A 15,116-nucleotide genomic window follows, 5' to 3' on the forward strand; every position below is an offset into this window, starting at 1 on the left:
CAACGTAGACCGGCATAGCTACAAAGCCACCATCGCGATCGACATCATCACAAACCATTGCGAAACACCCGCCGGACCTTAACCGAGCGGCGTTGGGGCTAGCCTGCGGTCCATGACCCAGTCCGCGGACGAACGGTCCGCATTCATCGTCGACGTGTTCACCGACGAGTTCGGCGCGTCGATGGCGCTCGACCCGGCGGCGTTCCGCCGCAAGTTCCGCAAGATGGCCGCGTCGCCGTTCGCCTTCTACCGGGGCAGCGCCTCGCTCTTCTACGCCGACCAGCGCGGCGACTTCGCCGACGGGGCGTTCCTGGACGAACGCACCAGCCGGGTGTGGATCCACGGTGACCTGCACGCGGAGAACTTCGGGACGTACATGAACGCCTCCGGGCAGCTCGTGTTCAACGTCAACGACTTCGACGAGGCGTACGTCGGGCCGTTCACGTGGGACCTGAAGCGCTTCGCCGCGAGTGTCGCCCTGCTCGGGTACGCCAAGGCGCTCTCCGACCAGGCGATCAGCGACCTGGTCACGGGGTTCGCCGGGTCGTACCTGACCGAGCTGCGGGCCATCGCCGCCGGCGGCGACGACGCCATCGGCTCGATCACCCTCGACAACGCCGACGGCGTGCTGCGCCGGGTGCTCCAGCAGGCCCGGCTCAACACCCGGGTCGACCTGCTGGCCGCGCAGACCACGATCGACAACTACGAACGCCGGTTCTCCCTCGGCGACGGCGTGTACGAGGTCGACGCCGACACCCGGGTCCGGGTGTGCGCCGCCTTCGAGGCGTATCTGGACACGTTGCCGGCTTCCACCTCCCGGCTGCGTCCGGTTTCGTCGCACATCAAGGACGTCGTGCTGCGCAAGGGCGTGGGCATCGGCTCGGCCGGGCTGCCGTCGTACAACCTGCTGCTGGAGGGGCACACCCAGGCGCTGGAGAACGACGTCGTCATCTACATGAAGCAGGCCCAGGTCCCGGCCGTGGCCCGGTACGTCGACGACGAGCGGGTCCGCTCCTACTTCCGCCACCAGGGGCACCGGACGGCCGAGTCCCAGCGGGCGTTGCAGGCGCACGCCGACCCGTGGCTGGGTTTCACCGAGCTGGACGGGGCCGGCCAGCTCGTCGCCGAGGTCTCCCCGTACGCGGCCGACCTGGACTGGGCGGACGTCAACGAGCCGGAGGAGCTGGCCGGGGTGCTGACCGACCTGGGTCGGGCGGTGGCCCGGATGCACTCGGTGGCCGACGACGAGTCCAGCCACGACCTGGTCGACTACTCCACCGAGGAGGCGGTCGTGGCCGCGGTGGACGCCGACGCCGACGGGTTCGTCGCGCACCTGGTCGAGTTCGCCCACGCGTACGGCCTGCGGGCCAGGGAGGACCATCAGCTCTTCGTCGACCTGTTCCGCAACGGCCGACTCCCCGGCATCTGACCCGGGGCGCTCCGAGGCTCACGGAGCCGTTCCAGCGGCTCGGTGGGGGCGCTCCGGCGGCTCACGGGGCCACTCCGACGGCCCGGCGGGGGGCGGGTGCCCCGGCGCCGCGCCGCTGGCTCAGGCGGTGAAGTCGAGCACCACCTTGATGTCGTCCGGCTGGGGGCGGTACGCCTCGGCGTACGCCCCCACCGGCACCCGCCGGGTGATCAACGACTCCAGCCACGACCGGTCGGCCCGGGCCAGGGCCGCGGCGGCCATGTCCCAGTGCCGGCGGTTGGCGTTCACCGAGCCGAAGACCACGTTGTTCTCCAACACCAGGGCCCGGTTCAGCGAGCCGGCGTCGAAGTCGATCTTCCGGCCGCCGCTGGAGACCCCGGTCAGGCAGACGATGCCGTTGATGCCCGCCTTGCACATCACGTCCAGCACCACCGTCGGCGCGCCCGTGCACTCCACGGCCACGTCCGGCTCGAAGTCCAGCTCGTTGACCGGGGTCGCGTGGTACGTCGCGCCGAGCGCGCTGACCAGGTCCGGCTTCGGCCCCGTGGTGGCGCGGTCGAGAACGTGCACGGTCAGCCCCCGCTGGACGGCCAGCAGCGCGGCCAGCAGGCCGATCGGCCCTGCCCCGGTCACCAGCACCGTCTGCGGCTGCCACTCCGCCCGGTTTCCGATCCGCTCGATGTGCTCCCACGCCTTGGCCACCACGCTGGTCGGTTCGAGCAGCATGCCCACCCGGGCCAGCGCCGGGTCGAGGCCCACGGCGAACTGGGGCTGCACCCGCCAGCGATCCCGGGCGAAGCCGGGCAACGCCTTGATGCCGTGCTCGGTGTACCGCCCGTTGCGGCACATGTCCCACTCACCGACCGCGCAGTTGGGGCAGGGCACGGGGTCGGGGCTCCGGACGATGCCCGCCACCAGGTCGCCCGGTTGCAGCGTGCCGCTGGGGTCCTCCAGCACCCGGCCTAGCGACTCGTGCCCCAGCACCAGGTCCCGTACGCCCGGCGGGGCCTCGCCGTAGTGCCCGGCGATGATCTCGTGGTCGGTGCCGCAGATCCCCACCGCGAGCGCCTCGACCAGGACCCCGCCCTCCGCCGTGACCGGCTCGGGCCAGTCCGGATCGCACCGCAGCGAGTTGGGGCTACCCGGTGTGACAGTGACAGCGCGCACCGTTCAATCTTCCCCGGCCGGCCACGTCGCGGGGCCGAAACCGCCAGGCCGGCCGCGCACGGGCTGACCGCCGGGCCGGCCGCGCCTTCCGCCGCTGGGCCTCCCACAGGTTCCCCCGATCGAGGTCTACGGCATCCACGGGCAGTTGGTCCGCCGGCCGGCCGTGCAGCGCGTCGTCGGTGACTTCCTCAACGGCCGGCTGCGGACCAATCCGGAGAGCCGGCGCTACCGGGGGAGGCTGGACTTCTTCGTGGCGTGGCAGGCCCCCGCCCTGCCGCTGCGGCTGAACCCGGTGTGGCGGGGCCAGGCCAGCCCCGACGTCCTGTTCCAGCGGGTCGGCTGCCCGTCCTGACGCCGGCCGTGCGCCGGGCCGACCCGTAGGATCGCGGGCATGACGCCGGAAGAGGTCGCCGATCGGATGCGGACGGTGCTCGCGCGAACGGCTGGGCTGACCGAGGACGCGGTGACCGTGGGGATCTCGGGCGGCCAGGCGTACGCCCGCGCGACGGTCGACGTACCGCCGGGCGCCTGGCGGGACGCGCTGCGCGCCGCGCGCGACGACGCCGACCTGGCCTGCGACTTCTTCGACTGGTTGTCGGCAGTGGACGAGCTGGCCGACGGGTTCGACGTGGTCGCCCACCTGTGGTCGACGAGCCGCCGGCACGGGGTGCTGCTGCGGACCCGGGTGCCCCGGGAGGACCCGCGCGTCGCCTCGGTCGTGGACGTCTTCCCGGGCGCCGACTGGCACGAGCGGGAGACGTACGAGATGTTCGGCATCCGCTTCGACGGCCATCCGAACCTGGCGCCGCTGCTGCTGCCGCCGGAGTTCGAGGGGCACCCGCTGCGCAAGGAGTTCGTGCTCGCCTCCCGGGTCGCCAAGCCGTGGCCGGGCGCCAAGGAGCCCGGCGAGTCGGAGGCCGGCGGCGGGCGCCGCCCCGTCCGCCCGCCCGGTGTGCCCGCGCCCGGCGAGTGGGGCCCGACGCCCACGCCGGCCGGCGCGGCGGGAGTCGGCGAGGGCCCGCGGGGCGGCACCCCGGCCCGCCCGGCCGCCCCGGAACGCCCGGCAGCCCCGGCCCGCCCGGCCGCCCCGGAACGCCCGGTCGCTTCGGAACGCCCGGCAGCCCCGGAACGCCCGGCCCGGGAACGCCCCGCCCGCAGGTCGCCCGGCGCGGCCGGGCCGACGACCCCGTCGGACGGCGACAGCGGAGGTACGGCCTGATGCCCGACTGGCTGGAACTGGTCCTCCGGGTGGCCGGCGTGCTGGTCGCCTTCCTCACCCTGCCGCTGATCGTGGGGCAGACCGAGCACAAGGTGATGGCGCACATGCAGGGCCGCCTCGGCCCGATGTACGCGGGCGGCTTCCACGGCTGGGCGCAGCTGGTCGCCGACGGGATCAAGTTCGTGCAGAAGGAGGACGTCACCCCGCGCGAGGCGGACCGGGCCGTCTTCCGGCTCGCCCCCGTGGTGGCCCTGGTGCCGTACCTGCTCGCCCTGCTGGTGATCCCGCTCGGCCCCGGCGACCTGGTCGCCCAGCCGCTGGACATCGGGCTGTTCTTCGTGCTGGCGGTCGTCGGGGTGGGCGTGGTGGCGGTGCTCATGTCCGCCTGGGCGTCGGCCAACAAGTACAGCCTGCTCGGCGGGCTGCGCGGCGCGGCCCAGCTGCTCGGCTACGAGCTGCCGCTGGTGCTGGCCGCCGCGTCGGTGGCGATGGCGGCCGGCACGCTGAGCCTCTCCGGCATCGTCGAGGCGTGGGAGCCCTGGTGGCTGCTCTGGCAGGCGCCCGCGATGGTGGTGTTCTTCGTCGCCGGGCTGGCCGAGATCCGGCGGCCCCCGTTCGACATGCCGATCGCCGACTCCGAGCTGGTGTTCGGGTACCTGACCGAGTACACCGGCCTGCGCTTCGCGTTCTTCCTGCTCGCCGAGTACGTCGGCATCGTGGTGATCGCGGCGCTGACCACCGTGCTCTTCCTCGGCGGCTGGCAGGGCCCGTTCGCGGACGCGCAGCTCGGCTGGCTGTGGACCCTGCTCAAGGTCTTCGCCGTCGCGTTCGTGATCATCTGGCTCCGGGTGGCGTACCCCCGGCTGCGCGAGGACCAGCTCCAGCGCCTCTGCTGGCTGGTCCTCGTCCCGCTCTCCCTCGGTCAGCTCGTCCTCACGGCCGCCGTCCGTGTGGCGCTGTGAGGAGGGGCCCGGTCAGGGGCCCCTCCTGGCCCGGCTCGGTTCGGCCGGGCGGGTCGGTCACGGGGCGGCGTAGAGCAGGCGGTTCGGCGAGCCGAGGCCCGGGTTCTTCACCACGCCGGTGGTGGCGGCGGTGATCAACGCGCTCTTGGCCTGCGCCATCGTGTTGTTCGGGAACTGCTGCCGGTAGCGCGCCAGCCACCCGGTGACGTGCGGGGCGGCCATGGAGGTGCCCGACCAGCCGGACGCGACCGCGGTGTTCGAGGCCGATACCGGCGGAGGTGATGCTCACGCCGGGGGCGAAGACGTCGACGCACGAACCGTAGCTGGAGAACGACGCCCGGTTGTCCGCGCTGTCGGTCGCGGCGACGGTGACGCCCTGGGCGGAGCGCGGGCCGTTCGTGCAGGCGTCGGTGTTGAAGTTGCCGGCGATGAAGACCGCCTGCACGCCCGAGTTGATCAGGTTCCCCGCGGCGGTGTTGGGGGTCCTGCCACCTGGCTTCCGCAAGACGAAACCTCCTCCACTGTGGACGGTGTTGTCCGGCGGCGGCCCCCTGGGAGCCGGCGGCACGGATCCCCATAATTCGACCATCTTCAATTGAATAAGGCAATAACCAGCGGGGCGCATCGATTGACGCGGGCGCCGGTGCGGCGGTCGGCCGGCGCCCGGGGGTGGTGGCGTCGTGCGGTGCGCCGGCCCGGGACGCGGCAGCGGAACGGCACGCCCCATCCGAGTGCCCGGGTGGGGCGTGCGTGCGGGAGGTTCAGCCCAGCGGGGTGTGTGCGGGGTCGACCCGCTCGGCGGGCGGGGGCGGCGGGGTGCCGTCGCCGAACGGGCGGCCGCCGAGCGCCTCGCGGCCGTGCGGGGTGAGCCAGCCCGACAGCTCCGGGCCCAGCGGCACCACGCCCGTCGGGTTGATGTCCCGGTGCACCTCGTAGTAGTGCCGCTTGATGTGGTCGAAGTCGACCGTGTCGCCGAACCCCGGGGTCTGGAACAGGTCCCGGGCGTACGCCCAGAGCACCGGCATCTCGGTCAGCTTGTTCCGGTTGCACTTGAAGTGCCCGTGGTAGACCGGGTCGAAGCGGACCAGGGTGGTGAACAGCCGGACGTCCGCCTCCGTGATCGTGTCGCCGACCAGGTACCGCTGCCCGGCCAGCCGCTCGCTCAGCCAGTCCAACCGCGCGAACAGCCGGTGGTACGCCTTCTCGTACGCCTCCTGGCTGCCGGCGAACCCGCACCGGTACACGCCGTTGTTGACGTCGGTGAAGACCACCGCGTTGACCTCGTCGATCTCGTCCCGCAGCCGGTCCGGGTACAGCTCCGGCGCCCCCGGCCGGTGGTACGCCGTCCACTCGGTCGACAGATCCAGGCTCATCCGGGCGTAGTCGTTCGTGACCACCTGCCCGCTCGGCACGTCGACGATCGCCGGCACCGTGATGCCCCGCTCGTACCCGGGGAAGCGCGCGTGGTACGCCTCCGCCAGCCGCTCGATGCCGAGCACCGGGTCCCGCCCGCCCGGGTCCAGGTCGAACGTCCAGCTCCGGGCGTCGTGGGTGGGGCCCGCGACGGCCATCGAGAGGGCGTCCTCCAGGCCGAGCAGCCGACGTACGATGATCAGCCGGTTCGCCCAGGGGCAGGCGCGGCTGACGGCCAGCCGGTACCGGCCGGGCTCGACCGGCCAGCCGTTCCGCCCGTCCGCCGTGATCCGGGTGGCGATGTACCGCTGGTCGCGGGTGAACTCCCCACCGGGCTCGACGTACTTCCCGTCGGTCGTCCCGCCTGCCGTGTCGCCCACGTCGCCTCCCTGCCGTCCGCCGGGTTGTCCGGTACCCATCCTGGCGGATCGTCCGTCGCACGGCCGGTCGGCGCGCCCACCCGGCGCGGGCCACGGGGGCGCCGAGCCGCCAGGCGTCAGCTTCTCGGGCGTGACCGGGGGGTGATCCGGTCGAGCGGGATGTCGATCTCCCACGGCTCGGGCAGCAGGACGCCGTCGGTCATCCGGGCCCGCTCGACGTAGATCCGCTTCATCGGGTCGAGTTTGTGCGCGTGCACCACGATGCCCGCCTCGGTCTCGATCCGCCAGAAGTAGGGGATGTCCGCCTCGGCGTACAGCGCCGGCTTCAGCACCCGGTCGATGCTCCGCGAGCCCTCGGAGACGATCTCGACCACCAGCATCACCTCGTGCGGCCGGTAGTAAGACGGGTTGCGCGAGGCGGCGTCCAGCTCGGTGACCAGCACGTCGGGGATGAAGGCGCGGGTCCGGGAGAGCCGGACCTCGACGCCCTGGGTCACGTCGAGATCGGCGGGGCAGCTTTCCTGCAAGGCTGCCCCGAGCATGAGTGCGATGGACTGGTGGAGTCGCGTGGGGGAGGGCGACACGATGAGGTTTCCGTCCAGGAGTTCGTGACGGCGGCCGTCGTCGGGCAGGCGGTCGAGGTCGTCGGTCGTCCACTCGCCCGGCGGCGGAAAGTCGTCGTGCAGCGCGGCGGTCATCGACGGTTCCTTCCAGGTGCGGTCGTTCTCCCCACGGCCAACGTACCGCCGCTGTGGCCGGGTGGTGGTCGCGCGCGCCGGGGCCACAGGGCAGGATGGGCGGCATGAGCGAGCGCAGCGAGCGAATCAGCCGGTTCTGCGCGGAGGTGCACCAATGAGCGAGCGCAGCGAGGCGACGCCCGACAGCGAGCGGAGCGTCCCCGGCCAGGGGCTGGTGAAGGGGCTGGCGGTCACGCTGCGGACGATGACCCGCCGCTCCACCACCCAGCAGTACCCGGACGTCGCCCCCGCGTTGCCACCGCGTTCCCGGGGCGTCATCGCGCTGTTGGCGGAGAACTGCACGGTGTGCATGCTCTGCGCGCGCGAGTGCCCCGACTGGTGCATCTACATCGACTCCCACAAGGAGGAGGTGGCGGTGCCCGGCGCCGCCCGCCCCCGCCAGCGCAACGTGCTCGACCGGTTCGACATCGACTTCTCGCTCTGCATGTACTGCGGCATCTGCGTCGAGGTGTGCCCGTTCGACGCGCTCTACTGGTCGCCGGAGTTCGAGTACGCCGAGTACGACATCCGGGACCTGCTGCACGACAAGGAGCACCTCGGCGAGTGGATGGCCACGGTCCCGCCGCCGCCCGCGCACGACCCGCACGGCGAACCCGCCAAGGAGGAGACCACCGCCGCCCGCAAGGCCGCGGGCCCCGCCGCGCGTCCGGCCCCTTCCCGGGTACGCCCGGAGCCCGGCGCCGCCCCGGAGGAAGGCCCGGCCTCATGACCGGGGCGGATGTGCTGCTGCTCGCCCTCGGCGCGGTGGCCGTCGGCGCGGGGGCGCTCGTGGTCACCACGCGGCACCTGGTCCGCGCCGGCCTGTACCTGGTGGTGTGCCTCGGCGCGCTGGCCGGGAGCTACCTGGTGCTCACCGCCGAGCTGGTGGCCTGGGTGCAGGTGCTGATCTACGTGGGTGCCGTGGTGGTGCTGCTGCTGTTCGCGGTGATGCTGACCCGCGCCCCGATCGGCGCGTCCGACGACCTGGACCGGCCGGGCTGGCCGGCCGCCCTGATCGGCGGCGGGGTCGGGCTGGGGCTGACCGGGCTGCTGGTCGACGCGTTCGGCTGGTACCGGGTCGCGCTGCCCGAGCCGGGCACCGCCGAGCGCCTCGGCGAGCAGGTCTTCCGGTCCTGGGTGCTGCCGTTCGAGGTGCTGTCGGTGCTGCTGCTGGCCGCCCTGGTCGGGGCGATCGTGCTCTCCCGGCCCGACATCGGCCGCCGGCCCGCCGACGCCAGCCGCGGCGACGCCAGCCGCGGCGACGCCAGCCGCGGCGACGCCACCCGCGGCGACGCCACCCGCGGCGACGCCACCCGCGGCGACGCCACCCGCGCGGCCCGCGCCGACCTCGGCCGGCCCGGCGGTCCCGGCACACCGGGCGGGCGGTCGCGGTGAGGCCCGTCATCCCGTACGTCACCGCCGCGCTGCTGTTCGGCCTCGGCGTCTACGGCGTGCTGCGCCGCCGCAACGCGGTGCTGGTCCTGATGGCCGTCGAGCTGATGCTCAACGCGGTCAACCTGATCCTGGTCACCGCCGACACGACCGTCCGGTCCCAACTGCCGCACGCCGGCCAGGTCTTCGCCCTCTTCGTGATCGTCCTCGCCGCCGCCGAGATCGGCGTCGGGCTGGCGATCGTGCTCCAGCTCTACCGGCTGCGGGCCAGCGTCGCCGTCGACGAGGTGCCGCTGACCGAGCCGGCGGGGGGCCGGGACGAGGCCGCCGAGGCGGCCCCGGCAGGCGGGGAGGTGGCCCGGTGACCGGTGTCCTCGGGGCGCTGCTGCCCGCCGTACCCCTGGCGGCGGGTCTGGCCGGGCTGCTGCTGCCGCCGTCGCCGCGCGGCGCAGCCGTCGGCGGGGACCGGGCCCGGCGGGCCGCGATCGCCCTCGGTGTGGCCGGCGCGGCCGGCGCGCTGCTGGTCGCGCTCGCCCTGCTGGCCCTCGTCGCGCATCCGGTGGAGACCTCGACGACCTGGGTCGAGCTGGGCGGGCTGCGGGTGACCCTCGGCGTCCGCCTCGACGGCGCGGCCGCGCTGGTCGCCGTCGCGGTGACCGCGGTCGCCCTCGCCGTGCAGGTCTACTCGGTCGCCTACCTGCGACGCGGGCCGCACGACGATGTCGAGGTCGATCATCGCTACCCGCCGTACGCGGCGCAGATCAGCCTGTTCACCGCCGCGATGCTGCTGGTCGTCGTCGCCGGTGACCTGATCATGCTGCTCGTGGGCTGGGAGGTGATGGGCCTCTGCTCGTACCTGCTCATCGCCCACGACCGCCGGCTGCCCGAGGCGCCGGCCGCCGCGATGAAGGCGTTCCTGGTCACCCGCGTCGGCGACGTCGGCTTCCTGCTCGGCATCGCCCTGCTCGGCGTCTCGGCGGGCAGTTTCCGGATCGCCGACGTGCTCGCCCACGACCACGCCACCGGCACGCTGACCGCCGCGTGCCTGCTGCTGCTCGCCGGGGTGGCCGGCAAGAGCGCCCAGTTCCCGCTGCACACCTGGCTCCCGGACGCGATGGCCGGCCCGACCCCGGTCTCCGCGCTGATCCACGCCGCCACCATGGTCGCCGCCGGCGTGTACGCGGTCGCCCGGCTCTTCCCGCTGTTCGAGCGGGCCCCGGCGGCGCTGGCCGTGCTCGGGGTGATGGCCGCGGTCACCCTGCTGCTCGGCGCGTTCGCCGCCACCGCCCAGGACGACATCAAGCGGGTGCTCGCCTGGTCGACGGTCTCCCAGATCGGGTACATGACCGGGGCGCTGGCCGTCGGCGCGCCGACCGCCGCCCTGTTCCACCTGCTCAGCCACGCCGCGTTCAAGGCGCTGCTGTTCCTCGCCGCCGGCGCGGTGATCCACGCCGTCGGCACCACGCTGATGTCCCGGATGGGCGGGCTGCGTACCACCATGCCGGTGACCTTCTGGGCCACGGCGGTCGGCCTCGGCGCGCTGGCCGGCGTGCCCCCGCTGTCCGGCTTCTGGAGCAAGGACGGCGTGCTGGCCGCCGCCGGGGCCGCCGCCCTGGACGGGGCCGGCCCGGCCGCCGCGTGGGTGGCCTGGCTGGTCTGGCTGGCCGGGCTGCTCGGCGTCGCGGTCACCGCCTGGTACGCCACCCGGCTGCTGCTGCGCGCCTTCCTCGGCGAGACCCGGATGCCGCTGCTCCGCCCGCACGACCCGCCGGCGCTCATGCGCTGGCCGGTGCTGGTGCTGGCCGTCCCGGCGGCGCTGCTCGGCCTGGCCGCGTTCCTGCCGCCGTTCACCGACCGGCTCCTCGCCCCCGCCACCGAGGGGGAGCTGACCGGGTTCGGGCACGACCTCGCCCACCTCGGCCCCGGGGTGCTGCTGCCGCTGGCCCTGCTGGCCGTCGGAGCCGGTGTGGCCTGGGCGGGCTGGCGCCGGGACCGGGCCGGCGACCCGGCGCGGGCACTGGGCACGCTGGGGCCGGTGTTCGCCGCCGGGTTCCGGCTCGACGACGTCCAACACGCCCTGGTGGTACGCCCGGTGACCGCCCTGGCCCGGGTCGCCCGTGCGGGGGACGAGCGGGTCGTCGACGGGGCCGTGGAGGGCAGCGGGCGCGCCGCCCGGGGCCTCGGCGGGGCCCTGGCGGGGCTGCACCGGGCCGCGCTGCCCCGGGCGGCGGCCGGGGTGCTGGCCGGCGCGCTGCTGATCGGGCTCGCCGCCGTGCTGCTCGGAGGCTGGTGACATGACGTTCGGACAGGTCCTGCTCGGCGCCGTGCTGGCGCTGCCGGCGGCCGGCGCGGCCCTGGTCGCGGCGGTGCCCCGCGACCGGGCGGCCCGCCTGGTCGGCACGCTGGTAGCCGGCCTCACCCTGCTGGCGGCCCTGCCGCTGGCCGCCGGCGGCCGGGGCTGGATGGCGTACGGGCCCCCGCCGGCGGTGCGGCCCTGGCACCAGCTCGACCTGCCCTGGGTGCCCGGCCTCGACCTGCGCTTCCACGTCGGGGTGGACGGGATCTCGTACCCGCTGGTGGTGCTGACGGCCCTGCTCACGCTGCTCTGCTGCGCGTACACGCTGTGGAAGGTGCCCGACGGCGGCGGCAGCGGCCGGGCCCTCGTCGCGCTGCTGCTGGTGGTCGAGGTCGGCATCCTCGGCACGTTCCTCGCCCTCGACCTGGTGCTGTTCTTCCTCTTCTTCGAGGTCGTCCTGCTGCCGATGTACGCGATCATCGCCGGCTGGGGCGGCGCCGACCGGCGGCGGGCGGCCCGCAAGTTCGTCCTCTACACGCTGCTCGGCTCGGTGCTGCTGCTCGTCGGCGTGTACGTGGTGGTGGCCGCCGCCGGCACCGCCGACATCGTCGCGCTGACCGGCGGGTCCGGCCTGTCCCGGGGTACGCAGCTCGCCGCGTTCACCCTGCTCGGGCTGGCGTTCGCGGTGAAGAGCCCGCTGTGGCCGCTGCACTCCTGGCTGCCCGACGCCCACACCCAGGCGCCCACCGTCGGCAGCGTGGTGCTCGCCGGCGTGCTGCTCAAGATGGGCACGTACGGCCTGATCCGGGTGGCGGTCGGGGTGGCCCCGGAGGGCGCCCGCTGGGCCGCCCCGGTGCTCGGGGTGCTCGCCGTCGCGGCGATTCTCGTCGGCGCCCTGGTCTGCCTCGCCCAGGACGAGCTGAAGCGGCTCATCGCGTACTCCAGCGTCGGGCACATGGGGTTCGTGCTGCTCGGGGTGGCCACGCTCACCGCCACCGGCATCGAGGCCGCGCTGATCGGCAACATCGCCCACGGGGTGATCACCGGGCTGCTGTTCTTCCTGGCCGGGGCGGTCAAGGACCGCACGGGCACCGGGTCGCTGGCCGAGCTGTCCGGGCTGCGGGAGACCGCGCCCCGGCTCGCCGGGCTGCTCGGCTTCGCCGCCGTCGCCTCGCTCGGCCTGCCCGGGCTGGCCGGGTTCTGGGGCGAGGCGTTCGCCGTGGTCGCCGCCGTCGAGCGGGGCGGCACTTTCTGGACCGTCCTCGGCGTGCTGGCCGCGGTCGGCGGCGCGCTGACCGCCGCGTACTTCCTGCGGCTGCTGCGCCGGGTCACCCACGGCCGGCCCAGTCCGGCGGTCGGCCGGCTCGCGCCCGGCCTCGCCGGGGCGGAACTGACCGCGTGGGCCCCGCTGGTGCTGCTTGCCCTCGCCGTCGGGCTCGCCCCGGCCCTGGTGCTCGGCGTCGCGTCCGACCCGGTGGCCGCCCTGCTGCAGGCGGTCCGGTGAGAACGGGAGTGACGGTATGAGCCTCGTGCAGAGCGTCGACAACGTGGCGCTGCTCCCGGCGTACCTGGCCGCCGGCACGGCGGTCCTGGTGCTGCTGGCCGACCTGCTGGTGGCCCGGGCCGCCGCGACGGTGGCGGTGGCCGCCGCCGGCTCGGTCGCCACCGCGCTGGGCGCCGCGCTCGTGGGCACCGGCGCCGCGCGCCGCACGTTCTGCGTCGGCGCCGACTGCTCGTACGTCTTCGGCGGCCGGGCCGCCCTCGTCGGGGCGCTGTTCGCGCTGCTCACCCTCGGCGTGCTCGCGCTGTCCGGGCCGCTGCTGCGGGCCGGCCGGACGCCGGCGGGGGAGTACTGCTTCCTGCTCGCCTGCTCGATGACCGGCGGGGTGGTGCTCGGCGCGGCCGGGGACCTGATCACCCTGATCGTCGCGCTGGAGACGCTGACCCTGCCGCTGTACGTGCTGGTCGGCCTGCGCCGGGGCAGCCTGGCCGGCGCCGAGGCGGCCGTCACGTTCTTCGTGGTCAGCGTGGTCGCCACCACCCTCACCCTGCTCGGCGCGGCGCTGCTGTACGCGGTCACCGGCGGCCTGCACCTGGGCCGGCTCGGCGCGACGCTCGCCGAGCGGCCGGCGCTGCTGGACGTGCCGCTGACCACCGCTGCCGTGGCGCTGGTGGTGCTGGGGCTGGCGTTCAAGGTGGCCGCCGTGCCGTTCCACGCCTGGGCCCCGGCCACGTACGACGGCGCGCCCCTGCCCGTGGCGGCGTACCTGTCCACCGCGTCGAAGCTCGGCGGGCTGGTCGCCCTGCTCGCCGTGGTCGAGCACGCCCTGCCGCCGGCCACGACCGGCCCGGTGCTGGCCCTGCTCGCCGTGCTCACGATGACCGTCGGCAACCTGGTCGCGCTGCGCCAGCGCCGGACGGTCCGGCTGCTCGCCTGGTCGTCGGTGGCCCAGGCCGGCTACATCCTCGCCCCGCTCGGGGCGCTGGCCCTGGCAGCCGGGCGGGCCGGGGACGCCCGCGCCACCGCGTACGCCGCCGCCGTCGCGTACGCCGTCTTCTTCGTACTGCTGGAGTTGGCCGCCTTCGCGGCGGTGGTGGCGCTGCGGCCGGCCGACGCCGACGGCGGCACCCTCGACGACCTGCGCGGCGCGGCCCGGCGGCGGCCCTGGGCGGGCGCGGCGTTCGCGCTGGCCCTGACCGGCCTCGCCGGCCTCCCGCCGGGGCTGGCCGGGCTGTTCGCCAAGGTGACCGTGGTCCGCGCCCTGCTGGACGGGGGAGCCGGCTGGCTCGCCCTGGTCGTGGCGGTCAACGCCGTGCTCGGCCTGGCCTACTACCTGCGGCTGGCCGCCCTCCTGTACGCCCCGGCCGGCGCCGCGCCCGCGTCCGACGGCGACCGGCCCGGCCCGCGGTCGCCGGCCCGCGCGGTCGCCGTCACACTCGCCGTCGCCACCGTGGTCGCCGTGGCGGTGGGTCTCGCCCCGCAACTGGTGCTCGACCTGGCCGGCCGCTGACGCCCCGGCGGCCCGGGGCGCCTGGGCCTGCGAGGCGGCGTCGGGTCCGCCCGGGCGTTCAGCCAACTCACAGCCGCTGCCAGGCATTTCCCAGCCATGAGCCGGATGGTTGACGGGTACCGGTGTGTTGAACCGGTCGGCGGACCCGGCGCGGTCCGCGCACCGAAGGAGTGATCGTGCATCACAACCGTCTCAAGACCGCAGCGCTGCTCGGCCTGTTGACCTCGCTGATCCTCGCGGTCGGCTACTGGTTCGGCGGGAGCGGCGGACTCGTCATCGCCGTCGTCGCCTCGTTGCTGATGAACGGCGTCACCTACTTCTACTCCGACAAGCTCGCGCTGCGCTCGATGGGGGCGCAACCGGTCAGCGAGGCACAGTTCCCCGAGCTGTACCGGATGGTCCGCGAGCTGGCCACCGAGGCGCGGCAGCCCATGCCCCGCCTGTACGTCAGCCCCACCGCGCAGCCCAACGCGTTCGCCACGGGCCGGAACCCGCAGAACGCGGCGGTCTGCGTGACCCAGGGCATCACCCAGATCCTCGACTACCGCGAGCTGCGCGGGGTGATCGGGCACGAGCTGTCGCACGTCTACAACCGCGACATCCTCATCTCCAGCGTGGCGGCCGGTCTGGCCGGCATCATCACCATGCTGGCGAACATCGCCTGGTTCATCCCGCTGGGCGGCTCCGACGACGAGGACGCCCCGAACCCGGCGGTGCTGCTGCTCACGCTGATTCTCGGCCCCATCGCGGCCACGATCATCCAGCTCGCGATCAGCCGCAGTCGGGAGTTCCAGGCCGACGAGTCGGGTGCCCGGCTCACCCGCGACCCGCTGGCCCTGGCCAGCGCCCTGCGGAAGATCCACATGGGCACGCAGAGCCGACCGCTGGCGCCCCAGGGGCAGCTCACCAGCACCGCCCATTTGATGATCGACAACCCGTTCCGGCGGGGCGGCGGCATCGCCGCCATGTTCTCCACCCACCCGCGGATGGAGGAGCGGGTCGCCCGGCTGGAGCGGATGGCCGCCGGCGCCGGCCCCGTGTAGTTCCAGCGCTGACCCAACCGATCGCCGATCCGCCCGTGCCCGGTCCGCCGGACACGGGCGGATCGGC

Annotated in this window: 14 protein-coding genes and 2 pseudogenes; 11 read left to right on the top strand and 5 right to left on the bottom strand. The window is 74.4% G+C overall.

Annotated features, from left to right (window positions below; all coding sequences use genetic code 11):
* The first annotated feature begins 112 nt into the window (after positions 1-112).
* The gene (locus tag ACGFIZ_RS02265) at positions 113-1,429 is read left to right on the top strand and encodes a DUF2252 domain-containing protein (protein ID WP_393414896.1); all 1,317 of its coding nucleotides are present in this window, start codon (positions 113-115) and stop codon (positions 1,427-1,429) included.
* Positions 1,430-1,549: 120 nt separating this feature from the next.
* Here ACGFIZ_RS02265 and ACGFIZ_RS02270 read toward each other — a convergent pair whose 3' ends face one another.
* Positions 1,550-2,596 carry a glucose 1-dehydrogenase gene (locus tag ACGFIZ_RS02270; RefSeq protein WP_393414899.1) on the bottom strand — a complete coding sequence of 349 codons (1,047 nt, stop codon included), beginning with the start codon at positions 2,594-2,596 and terminating at the stop codon, positions 1,550-1,552.
* 145 nt (positions 2,597-2,741) lie between these two features.
* On the opposite strand from ACGFIZ_RS02270, the gene ACGFIZ_RS02275 reads away from it, so the two are divergent.
* From ACGFIZ_RS02275 to nuoH, 3 genes are read left to right on the top strand one after another with little or no spacing between them, the layout of a single operon-like run.
* Entirely contained in the window at positions 2,742-2,948 is a 207-nt protein-coding gene (locus ACGFIZ_RS02275) for a hypothetical protein (protein WP_393414902.1), read from the top strand.
* 39 nt (positions 2,949-2,987) lie between these two features.
* Complete coding sequence (locus ACGFIZ_RS02280; RefSeq protein WP_393414905.1) at positions 2,988-3,815, top strand: NADH-quinone oxidoreductase subunit C; 828 nt, start codon at positions 2,988-2,990, stop codon at positions 3,813-3,815.
* On the top strand, positions 3,815-4,777 hold the full coding sequence (nuoH, locus tag ACGFIZ_RS02285; RefSeq protein ID WP_393414908.1) for an NADH-quinone oxidoreductase subunit NuoH: 963 nt from the start codon (positions 3,815-3,817) through the stop codon (positions 4,775-4,777). Before ACGFIZ_RS02280 ends, nuoH begins: the two co-directional genes overlap by 1 nt.
* 57 nt (positions 4,778-4,834) lie before the next feature.
* Here the strand turns inward: nuoH and ACGFIZ_RS02290 are convergent.
* The 4 genes and pseudogenes from ACGFIZ_RS02290 to ACGFIZ_RS02305 form a co-directional block, all read right to left on the bottom strand.
* Positions 4,835-5,026 (bottom strand): annotated as a pseudogene (locus ACGFIZ_RS02290) (S8 family serine peptidase); the annotation flags it as partial.
* 88 nt (positions 5,027-5,114) lie between these two features.
* Positions 5,115-5,504 (bottom strand): annotated as a pseudogene (locus ACGFIZ_RS02295) (hypothetical protein); the annotation flags it as partial.
* A gap of 34 nt (positions 5,505-5,538) precedes the next feature.
* The gene (locus ACGFIZ_RS02300; protein WP_393414911.1) at positions 5,539-6,570 is read right to left on the bottom strand and encodes a glutathione S-transferase family protein; all 1,032 of its coding nucleotides are present in this window, start codon (positions 6,568-6,570) and stop codon (positions 5,539-5,541) included.
* A gap of 116 nt (positions 6,571-6,686) precedes the next feature.
* Entirely contained in the window at positions 6,687-7,268 is a 582-nt protein-coding gene (locus tag ACGFIZ_RS02305) for a Uma2 family endonuclease (protein WP_393414914.1), read from the bottom strand.
* Between the two features lie 154 nt (positions 7,269-7,422).
* Here ACGFIZ_RS02305 and ACGFIZ_RS02310 point away from each other — a divergent pair, with 154 nt between their 5' ends.
* The 7 genes from ACGFIZ_RS02310 (at position 7,423) to htpX (ending at position 15,049) form a co-directional block, all read left to right on the top strand.
* Entirely contained in the window at positions 7,423-8,037 is a 615-nt protein-coding gene (locus ACGFIZ_RS02310; RefSeq protein WP_393414917.1) for a NuoI/complex I 23 kDa subunit family protein, read from the top strand.
* Positions 8,034-8,702, top strand: coding sequence for an NADH-quinone oxidoreductase subunit J (locus ACGFIZ_RS02315; protein ID WP_393414920.1), 669 nt, complete (start codon positions 8,034-8,036; stop codon positions 8,700-8,702). Before ACGFIZ_RS02310 ends, ACGFIZ_RS02315 begins: the two co-directional genes overlap by 4 nt.
* Entirely contained in the window at positions 8,699-9,064 is a 366-nt protein-coding gene (nuoK, locus tag ACGFIZ_RS02320; protein ID WP_347671195.1) for an NADH-quinone oxidoreductase subunit NuoK, read from the top strand. The genes ACGFIZ_RS02315 and nuoK overlap by 4 nt, the downstream gene beginning before the upstream one ends.
* The gene (locus ACGFIZ_RS02325) at positions 9,061-10,992 is read left to right on the top strand and encodes an NADH-quinone oxidoreductase subunit L (protein WP_393414923.1); all 1,932 of its coding nucleotides are present in this window, start codon (positions 9,061-9,063) and stop codon (positions 10,990-10,992) included. The genes nuoK and ACGFIZ_RS02325 overlap by 4 nt, the downstream gene beginning before the upstream one ends.
* Position 10,993: 1 nt before the next feature.
* Entirely contained in the window at positions 10,994-12,499 is a 1,506-nt protein-coding gene (locus ACGFIZ_RS02330) for a NuoM family protein (RefSeq protein WP_393414926.1), read from the top strand.
* A 16-nt stretch (positions 12,500-12,515) separates the two neighbouring features.
* On the top strand, positions 12,516-14,006 hold the full coding sequence (locus tag ACGFIZ_RS02335; protein WP_393414929.1) for an NADH-quinone oxidoreductase subunit N: 1,491 nt from the start codon (positions 12,516-12,518) through the stop codon (positions 14,004-14,006).
* A gap of 176 nt (positions 14,007-14,182) precedes the next feature.
* Positions 14,183-15,049: a zinc metalloprotease HtpX gene (htpX, locus tag ACGFIZ_RS02340; protein ID WP_393414932.1), complete on the top strand. Its 867-nt coding sequence runs from the start codon at positions 14,183-14,185 to the stop codon at positions 15,047-15,049.
* Positions 15,050-15,116 lie beyond the last annotated feature (67 nt).

This window comes from Micromonospora sp. NPDC048830, assembly GCF_043198215.1.
Taxonomy (GTDB): Bacteria; Actinomycetota; Actinomycetes; order Mycobacteriales; family Micromonosporaceae; genus Micromonospora.